Annotated in this window: 7 protein-coding genes; 2 read left to right on the top strand and 5 right to left on the bottom strand. The window is 58.6% G+C overall.

Translation table 11 applies throughout. The features are described from left to right. On the top strand, positions 1-957 hold a 957-nt coding region (locus tag VGL70_17225), incomplete at its 5' end, for an ABC transporter substrate-binding protein (protein HEY3305268.1). Between the two features lie 51 nt (positions 958-1,008). Here the strand turns inward: VGL70_17225 and VGL70_17220 are convergent. The 4 genes from VGL70_17220 to VGL70_17205 form a co-directional block, all read right to left on the bottom strand. Continuing rightward, entirely contained in the window at positions 1,009-1,851 is an 843-nt protein-coding gene (locus VGL70_17220) for an NAD(P)-dependent oxidoreductase (protein HEY3305267.1), read from the bottom strand. A gap of 11 nt (positions 1,852-1,862) precedes the next feature. Next, on the bottom strand, positions 1,863-3,038 hold the full coding sequence (locus VGL70_17215; GenBank protein ID HEY3305266.1) for a Rieske 2Fe-2S domain-containing protein: 1,176 nt from the start codon (positions 3,036-3,038) through the stop codon (positions 1,863-1,865). 107 nt (positions 3,039-3,145) lie between these two features. Continuing rightward, positions 3,146-4,711, bottom strand: coding sequence for an ABC transporter substrate-binding protein (locus VGL70_17210; protein ID HEY3305265.1), 1,566 nt, complete (start codon positions 4,709-4,711; stop codon positions 3,146-3,148). Between the two features lie 25 nt (positions 4,712-4,736). Beyond that, on the bottom strand, positions 4,737-5,738 hold the full coding sequence (locus VGL70_17205) for an ABC transporter substrate-binding protein (protein ID HEY3305264.1): 1,002 nt from the start codon (positions 5,736-5,738) through the stop codon (positions 4,737-4,739). A gap of 184 nt (positions 5,739-5,922) precedes the next feature. Here VGL70_17205 and VGL70_17200 point away from each other — a divergent pair, with 184 nt between their 5' ends. Further along, entirely contained in the window at positions 5,923-6,960 is a 1,038-nt protein-coding gene (locus VGL70_17200; GenBank protein HEY3305263.1) for a hypothetical protein, read from the top strand. Positions 6,961-7,050: 90 nt separating this feature from the next. Here VGL70_17200 and VGL70_17195 read toward each other — a convergent pair. After that, on the bottom strand, positions 7,051-9,287 hold a 2,237-nt coding region (locus VGL70_17195; GenBank protein HEY3305262.1), incomplete at its 5' end, for a xanthine dehydrogenase family protein molybdopterin-binding subunit.

The raw sequence follows: 9,287 nt of genomic DNA, 5'->3' as shown, positions 1-9,287 counted from the left end.
AGATTGGGCGCGGCGCATAACGAATGGAATCACGTCGGCATCGCCCTGCTCGCCATGGAAGCGGGCTTTTTCGCCGAAGAGGGATTGACCGATGTGGAGCTCATCACGTTCGACGAGGAATCGAGCGAGCTCCTCGACCGCGAAGCGGGGCAAGCCGACCTGCTGGCCGAGGGCGTCGTCGACATAGGCATCGACCCGCGCACCACTTTCATCCTCGAGGCGAAAAACCAGCAAAAACCGGTGTGCATCGTAGCGGCGCGGCGGAAAAACCACGCCTTCATATTGATCGGGCAGAAGGGACTTCAAAGCATTCAGGATCTGCGGGGCAAGAGCGTGGATATGAATCACCGCGGCGGAGCAACCGACGTCATGATGCGGCAATTGCTCAAAGACAGCGGACTCGAGCCGGATAGAGACGTGCCGTTTGTCTATTCAGGGGGCGCCATGCACGACCTTGCAGGCGTCGCACAGGCATTTACGGACGGGAAATATGGTCCCGCCTTTCTCGCGACCGTCGGGGGAGAAGTCGACCGGATGGTCGCTGACGGATATCCCGTGCTGGCTGACCTGAGAGAGCTCTATGCTTCCCGCCATGACCGCGTCACCGCCGCCAACGAAGTGTTTTGCCGCGAAAACCCGGATCTCCTCAAAGGCTTTTTAAAAGGCATGATACGCGGCTGCCGATTCGTATTGGACTTGAGGAATAAAGACCGGTTCAAGAAGATCGTCATCGACGCCGGATTCTTAACCAGCGAGCGCGAACAGCATTCTTTCGATAAGCTTTTCGAAGCCTGGCAAGACCGGATCTCTCTCGATCTCTCGCTGCCGCGCGACGGCATCGATCTGATTGTAGAAGAACAAAAAAAGGCCGGCAGGATCTCTCCCTCTTTTACCGCCGAGATGGTTTTAAGACTGGACGCGCTTCACGAGGCGCAGAAGAGTTTACAACCCGCCTAATAGGACACCCCTGAGCGAACGTCAGGATGAGATTGGTTTTTACGGCGTCGATTATTTCTCTTCTTCGAGCCCGAGGATCCGGCTGAAGAGCTGCTGGACGAGCGCCGTGGCGGGCATCGAGAGGCCGAGTTCGTGCCCCAGCTCGAGCGCGGGGCAGAGCCCTTTCCAGAAAAGATGGGCCAAGCCCTGAGCGCTGGTGCTGTCGGTGTCCGTGATCCGGCTGTATTTCTGCAGCCAGCCGTCGACGATTCGGCTCTGCGCTCCGGTCGTATGCACGACCGCTTGGAGCGCTTTTAGATCTACGCCCGCTTTTTCGGCCAGCTTCATGCCTTCATAGGCCGAAAGGCGGTTGATGCAAACGATCACCTGTTGGGCGAGCTTGGTAGCGGCGCCGGTTCCGAGGCCGCCCATGTAAAAAATGTTCGTGCCGGAGGCCGCGAACACCGGGCGGCATTTTTCAAAAAGTTCTTTATCGCCGCCGACCATAAAAGTGAGCTTACCCCCCTTCGCCCCGCGCTGACCGCCGCTGACCTGCGCGTCCAGCACGTGCACGCCCTGCTCCCGGCATGCGGCGCCGACCTTCTTGACCGTCTTCGGATGGATGGTGCTGTGCAGAGTGATGATGGAACCGGGCTTGGCTCCCGCCAAAACTCCATCCCGGCCGAGGACCGCCTCTTCGACCTGGGCGTCATCGACGACGGAAAGTCCCACGACCTCGCCGTGCGCTCCGACTTCACGCGCGGAACGGGCGACCTTCGCGCCCGCTTGCGCGAGCTCATTCATCGGAGTTTCCCGCAAGTCGTAAACCATGACGTCAAAACCGGCCTTGACGAGGTTGGCCGCTATCGGTTTTCCCATGTTGCCCAAACCAATGTAGCCGACTCGTGATACCATCGCCCCGCCCTTTATATTTCCGGCGGAGTGTTCAACTCCGCCGTCCGTTGCCACGTCTTCATCGGCTTCCCCTCCGCCATAGCTTGCAGCTCTCGTTGCCAGAGTTTCCTGACGAGCAGAATACCGGCATCCATCCTGCCCAGTCGCTCGCCGGCATGGTTGACCATGGTTCCCTGGCCCACCTGCGCCACGTAATCTTCGACGCTGGTAAGCGTTTTGAGGTTGGCGGGATCCTTCTTCGTGACGTCCTCGATCCGCAGCTTTCCGTTCAGGACGTTTTCGCCCAGCTCGACCGGATCTCTCCCGGTCGCGAGTTGCGCCCGTTCCACGCCGCGACGCCGTTCGAGATACTCTTCACCGGCTTTACCCGTCAGCGGCACGTGGTCGAGCGGAAAACTCACGCAGCGCTCATCGTCGACGGGAACGCGAAACAGCAGGCGGCCCACTTGCCCTTTGGCCGACGGGTTCAGCGGATCGCGGAGCTTCAGCTCGGCCTGAAAAAAGCAGTTGATGTTGGGCATGTGGAAATGCAAAGTCATAGTCGGTTTTCCCGGCGGGGTCATGCTGGTTACGACGCCGTAGTCGGTTTCCTCGGCGGATATTTGCGGCAGCTCTCGCACGCTTTGTATCGCACGCCGTGATTCCCGATGGGCGAAGGTCAGATGAGCCGCGTCGCAGGCATTGTCGATGCGGTTAAAATAGTTGCACGGCCAATATTCAGGCGGGTAGGCATCGATCGTTCCCGGCCGCTCGAACTCCGGATAGCGCGGGAGCGGCGGCGGCTCACCCGCGCCGAAATAAGCGAAGATCAGCCCCAGATATTCCCGCGTCGGGCAACTCTGAATGCGCACCTTGGCGGCGAAAGACTCTTCTTCGCCCGGCTGCTCCACGCATTGGCCCGATCCATCGTACTTCCAGCCGTGATAAAAACAGCGGATACAGTCGTCCTCCACCCACCCTGCGGATAGTTGCGTTCCTCGATGGGCGCAGCGAGACGCTACGATATGGGCGGCGCCGCTCTCGCCCCGGTAAAGCGTGAAATCCTCGCTCATGATGCGTATCGGCATCGCCCGTCCGGACTTGAGATCTTCGGCCCGATAGACAGGCTGCCAGAATCTCCTGAGGTAGCGCCCGGCCAGGGTCTCCCTGCCCGTGTGGACCAAATCGGCATAATCACGCTCGCTCATTGAGGCACCTTCCGAACGATTTTTGTTCGTTCATTGCTGTTATTGCTCTCCAGCTCCGACATACAGACACGCTTGCCCATTGCGAAAATCCCCTTCCGTCAGCCGGGTTACTTATCGACCCATAGATGAGAGATGCCGAACGTCGTGGTCGAGAATCGCCCGACGGCGTCCGTCGTGAAACCCTTGACCTTCTCCCCATAAGTGAAGAACCGCGGGATGAACGCCAGGGGAACCACCGGGACTTCCTCGTGAATGATGCGAACCGCCTTCGAGTAAAGCTCAAAGCGCCTCTTGTAGTCCGAGATTTTTCCGGCCTCTTCCAGGAGTCTGTCCACTTCTTTATTACAGTAGCCGGGATAGTTGAGCCGTCTCTTTTTCGCCTTCACCGCCTCTTCGTCGCACGCGTATTCGGGCGCATAAACCTCGTGGGGATCGTCCGCGACCGAGCCGCCGAGTATGACGATTTGAAATTCCCCTCGCCTCGTTCGCTGGCTGTAGGCTCCGCCTTCGAGGACGGCAAATTTCACTTTGATCCCCGCCGTCGCGAGCTGGTTCTGCAAAACCTGGTAAGTTTCTTCAACGCCTTTCCGTCCGAGAACCTCGAACTCGGTATTTTCCGACACGCCGGCCTCTTTTAAGAGCGCTTTCACTTTCGCAATGTCCCGCTCCTGGCGCGGGAGTTTTACAAACCACCGGCTGCCGGAATACGCGCGCTGATCGACCGGTTCGCCGTAGCCCCAGTAGGCGCCGCGAAGATACTCCTTCTTGTCGATGGCATGGAGAAACGCAAGCCTGAGCTTGAGGTTATCGAAGGGCGGCTCGACGACGTTGAAAACCATGCGGTCGAATCCCGAAGCCCGCGCCGCGGTGAACTTCACGTTACGAACCTCCCCTGTCTCCACTTTTTTTACAAATGGGTAGGGCGTCCGCTCGATGAAATCCACGTCGCCGGCGCGCAAGGATGCGAAGCGCACGGCCGGATCTTCGACGGGCTTGAAGACGACTTCATCGAGATAAGGAATCCCCTTTTGCCAGTACTCCTTGAAGCGGACCAAGACCAGCTCGCGGCCCGTCTTCCACTCTTTAAAGGCGAACGGTCCGGTGCCGGGCGGAAATATCGTCAGAGTTTCCGCTGCCTCCGCAACCGAACCTTTTGGAACGACGGGAAAGGGACGCAGTGTCGCCATGCGCGAGAGAAACGAAGCGAGCGGCGCTTTGAGCGTGAAGCGAATCGTTTTCGGATCCACCACGTCCACGCTCTGCACCACGTCGAGTTGAGTTCCGCCCGTTGCGCCCACTTTCGGATTCATCGCGTAATCGGCGGCCCATTTGACGTCTTCCGCCGTCATCGTCTGGCCGTTATGGAATTTGACGCCCTGGCGCAGCTTGAAGATATAATTCAAGCCGTCTTTCGATACCTGCCACGATTCGGCGAGCGCCGCGACGATATTTCCCTTTAGGTCGGTGTCGAGAAGCGCCTCGTAAACGTGCGTGCGGATATCGAGATCCGTGGACTGCATGCGGACGAAGGGATTCAAAGTCGACGCGTCTTTTTCCAAGCCCACAGTGAGTTTCCCGCCATATTTCGGCGTGGAGTCCTGCGCCGCCTTTGCCGGCACCGGAAACGAGAGCAAACCCGCCAGCAAAGCGAGATGAAAAATGCATTTCTTCATTTTTTTCTCCTACGATCGATTGCCGTCAGCGATAGAGGCGCTCGAAAAAACCTTCGGCTTCGATCTCCTTCAGGATAGACATATCCAGGAACTCTTCAGGCCGTCGGCCTTTTAGCTGCGGATTGCTGAGGCTCACTTCATCGATCGCGGTCTGGATCGCGGCCTCGATCGGATAGGGTTTTGCCGGGATGGTTCCCAGGACGTAGTTTTTGTGCATCGACTCCAGGATCAGGGGATCTTCGATGCGCATGGCTGCGCGCAGCACCTTGAAAGTAACCTCCTTGTTCTTTCTCGCCAGCGCCGTCGCTTCGCTGATGGCCATGAGAAACGCTTTCGCCTGGGAACGGTTTTCCTTTAGAAATTGTCTGGTCGAGGCGAAATCGCCACCGGTCGTGACCACGCCCCAGTCCGCCAGATCGCCGAGAATCGTGACCTTCTGTCCTCGGATTTCCAGCCGCGTGATGTTGTCCGCGCTTCCGAGAGTCGCGTCGATCTTCCCCTGAAAGATGAGTTGGATGCGCAAATCCGACCTGCCGATGCCGGTGGGGATGATCTGAACGTCTTTCCCCGGCGTCAGCCCGAGCTTGAGAAGCAGGCGGCGCAGCAAAAAGTCGGAGCCCGCGCCAACAAAACTGCTGCCGACGATTTTTCCCTTGAGACCGTCGATGGAAGCGATCGAAGGATGGGCGATGAGCTTGTAGGCGATGGGGCCGGTGCCGCCGAATATGGCGATCGGCACGCGCGCCGCCGCGGCCACCGCCGCCGAAGCCGTGTCGGAGACGATCCGGACGTCCCCGGCGATGAGCGCGCTGTAGGTAGCCGATCCGGACGCGATGTGGATCGGCGCGGCATCCAGTCCGTACTTTTCAAACAGCCGCAGTTCCTTGGCGGTCCAGAGAGGAATGCGGGTGCCGGAAATCGACGAGTAGGAAACGTTCAGCGGCTGGAGCTTCTTTTCCTGCGCTCCAGCGACCGTATAGGAATACAGGAGTACGATCACCAACGAAGAGGCTCGTATTCGCGCCATGTCGATCTGTTTGCCCTTGAACGGCCCGCATGTCAACCCCCGAGTCATTCCCGCGCAGGCGGGAATCCAGTATTTTTAGCGCACGATTACAAACTCGGCTGGAAGGACGGCCGCTCTTGTCAGAATCGATGAGGGTGTGCTAGTGATTTGAGTGAACCACAAAACCCCACCGAGGAGGAACTTTATGGCAGCCACACTTTATTTGTCCACCGCGCAAGGCGTCTTTGCCGTCAAAGGCAACGGCAACTGGAAGATCGAGCAACAGTCGCTGGAAGATTGGGACGTTCAGGAGGTGGCGGTGTCCCCGTCGCAGCCGAACGTCGTCTATGCCGGGACGCGCGGCGACGGAGTCTGGGTCAGCGAAGATTCCGGCAAGAGCTGGAAAAAGCCCTGCTACGGCAAGCGCGGGCCGGGTAAGGTTCGCTGCGTCACCATCGACCCTAACGATTCGAATACGGTCTATGCCGGCACCGAGCCGATCGATATTTTCGTCAGCCGCGACGGCGCCAAGAGCTGGGAGCGGTTGGAATCCGTCTGGAGCGTTCCTTACGTAGCCACGGTCGATTATCCGGTCTCGACGGTAGAGCCTCACGTCAGGGACATCACCATCGACCCGAAGAACTCCAAGACCATCTACGCCGCGTTGCAGGTGGGCTACATGCTCAAGAGCACCGACGGCGGCAAAAGCTGGAAGCTTTTGAACAAGAACGTGGACGCGGACGTGCACACGATCGTGATTGATCCTGAGAATACGAACGCTCTTTTTATCGCGACCGGCGGGCACGACTTTAGACTGGGCAATGCGCCGGGCCGGGCGCTCTACACGAGCCGGGACGGCGGCGAGAGCTGGGCGCCGACTGCGATGGATTTTCCCTTTGAATATTCCGTTCCTCTCGTCATGCACCCGAAAAACCCCGCGGTGCTTTACTCCGCGCTCGCCAACGGCCAGCCCGGCCAGTGGCGAAAGCGGCAGACCGGCGCAGAGTCGATGCTGATCAGGACCAAAGACGGCGGCAAGAGCTGGCAGAAATTAGAGGGCAATATCTCCGCCGCCGGGAAAGACTTCCCCGAGGCGATCGCCCTCGATCCCAGCGACCCCAATCGCGTCTTTGCCGCAATGAGAGGCGGCGAGATTTACGCCAGTGCGGACGGCGGCGACAGGTGGGAGAGATTGGACGTCAAGGTCGGTTCGGTCTCCGACATGAAGTGCGTCGCGGCTTGATGGCAAAGACGTAGTGGCACGGCATGCCGTCCCACTACGACCAAGCGGCGAATCCCATGGCGCAGCCGACGAGCTATCGCTCGTTCTAGCTCAACGACGCTTTCCTTTATTATTTAGACCCGCCAGGACTTTTTCCGCCGTCAGCGGGAGGGATTTAATTCTTACGCCCACGGCGTCATGGACGGCGTTGGCGATCGCCGGTGCGACCGTGATAATCGGCGTCTCGCCGATGCTCATGCTGTTGTACGGCCCGCTTCCCACCGGGGTTTCCAACACGATCTTGGTGAGCCTCGGGATATCGCGGACGGTTGGTATCTTGTAATCGCCAAAATGGGCCGTAGTCACTTTCCCGTCGGCAAAGAGCATCTCTTCGGTCAAAGCGTAACCCATCCCCATGACCACGCCTCCGTCGATCTGGCCGTCGTGCAGAAGGGGATTGAGAACTTTACCGGTGCTGTGCGCCGAGAAAAACCTGTTTAGCTTTATTGCACCACTCTCGGGATCTACCTCTACTTCGGCCATCTGGGCGCAAATCGACGCTTGGGGCGGAATCTCCTGATTTTTATACCGCCCTTCGACCACGATCGGCGCGCCTTTGGCCGTTACGATTTCAGCGTAAGACACTTTTCGCTTTTTGTTCGTGGAAATATTTCCCCGCGATACTTTCAAGCCGCCGTGGTCCGCGCCCAGACAATCCGCGGCCGCCCTGAGCAGCTCTTGTTTTGCGTTGATGACCGCCTCGTAACAGGCATTGCCGTACGTCCTTGTCGATCGGCTCGCTCCAACCCCCGTATCGACAGGCGCTCCTGCGGTGTCCAGAGTCTCAAGCGCTATGTTTTGCCAAGGGACCTCGAGTTCCTCGGCGACAATCTGCCGGAGCACCGTGCCGGCGCCGGCCCCCTGATCCAGCATCGCGGTGGAAAGGATCACTCCTCCCTTGTCATCGATGCGGATAAAAACGGAACACTCGCCTCCAAGCGCTAGCCATTGGATGATCGCCAGCCCGCGCCCGACATTGCGTTTCTTGGGGCTGTAAAATTTTGCCTCTTTTAGCAACCTGCCGAAGGTCTCGCTCGCTCTAATGTGGAAAATTTTTCTGCCCACGGGCGACACGTCACCGTCCTGCATCAGATTCATTTTTCGGAACCGCGCGGGATCCATCCCCACTTCTCTCGCTAACAAGTCCATCTGTGATTCGTTGGCAAAGACTCCCTGCGGATCTCCGGGAGCCCTCATGTGACCGCACGGCACCTTGTTCGTGTAGACGATCTTCTCCTCGATCAGCACGTTTTCCATTCTATAAGGACCCGCCGCTTCGTGGGCGCCGAAGAGATAGCCGATGGGTTTAAACGCGCCGTAGGCGCCGCTATCAAAGACGAATTCCATCCGGTGCGCGAGGATGCGTCCATCCTTGGACACGCCGGACTTGACCTTGACCAGCGAGGCATGGCGAGGATTTCCCGCTATGAACTCGGCTTCATAATCCATCACCATTTTTACGGGCGCGCCGCTTTTAAGGGAAAGAACGTACGCAAGGGGAACGTCCATGAAGTCGCCTTTGCCGCCAAAATCCCCGCCGATATTGCAGGGGTGGACCAAGAATTTTCCCGCATCGATGCCGAAGGCGGTGGCCAACTGATCCCGCAGCGCAAACGGCACCTTGCTGCAAGCCCAGATCTCGCCGCCACCGGACTCATTGGACTTCACCACGCACGAGTGCGGCTCGATGTACGCCTGGTGCACCACTTGGGTTTGAAACGTATTCTCAATAACGAAATCGGCTCGGCGAAAGCCTTCTTCGATGTTTCCCTTTGTCCAAGACAACTGGACGAAGGCGTTGCTGGGCGCCGCGAGCTTGCCCGGCAGCCCCTTATAATTCAAAACTTCCGGGTGAAGCAGAGGCGCCGAAGAAGCCAAGGCCTCGACGGGGTCGAGCAAGGCTGAAAACTCCTCGTACTCGACGTCGATTTGACCCAATGCATGGTCAGCCGTCTCTTCCGTATCGGCCGCCACTGCGGCCACCTTCTCGCCCGCGAAACGCACCACGCCGTCCGCCAGCACGGGCATATCGTAGATCTGCCTGCCGATCTTGATCCCGGCAACATCTCGGCCGGTAAGCACCGCCTTGACTCCCGGAATCGCCATTGCCTTGCTGATATCGATCCGTTTGATGCGGCCGTAGGCGATCGGGCTGCGCAGCACTTTGCCCCACAACATCCCTGGCAAAGTCACATCGACCGCGTACACCGCCCTCCCCGTGACCTTTTCCACGCTTCCCGCTCTGGGAATCGAGCTCCCGATGATTTTTTGTTTCTTCATGATTCCGT

The organism is Candidatus Binatia bacterium (assembly GCA_036504975.1).
Taxonomy (GTDB): domain Bacteria; phylum Desulfobacterota; class Binatia; order UBA9968; family UBA9968; genus JAJPJQ01.
This window is presented reverse-complemented; position numbering and strand designations above follow the sequence as displayed.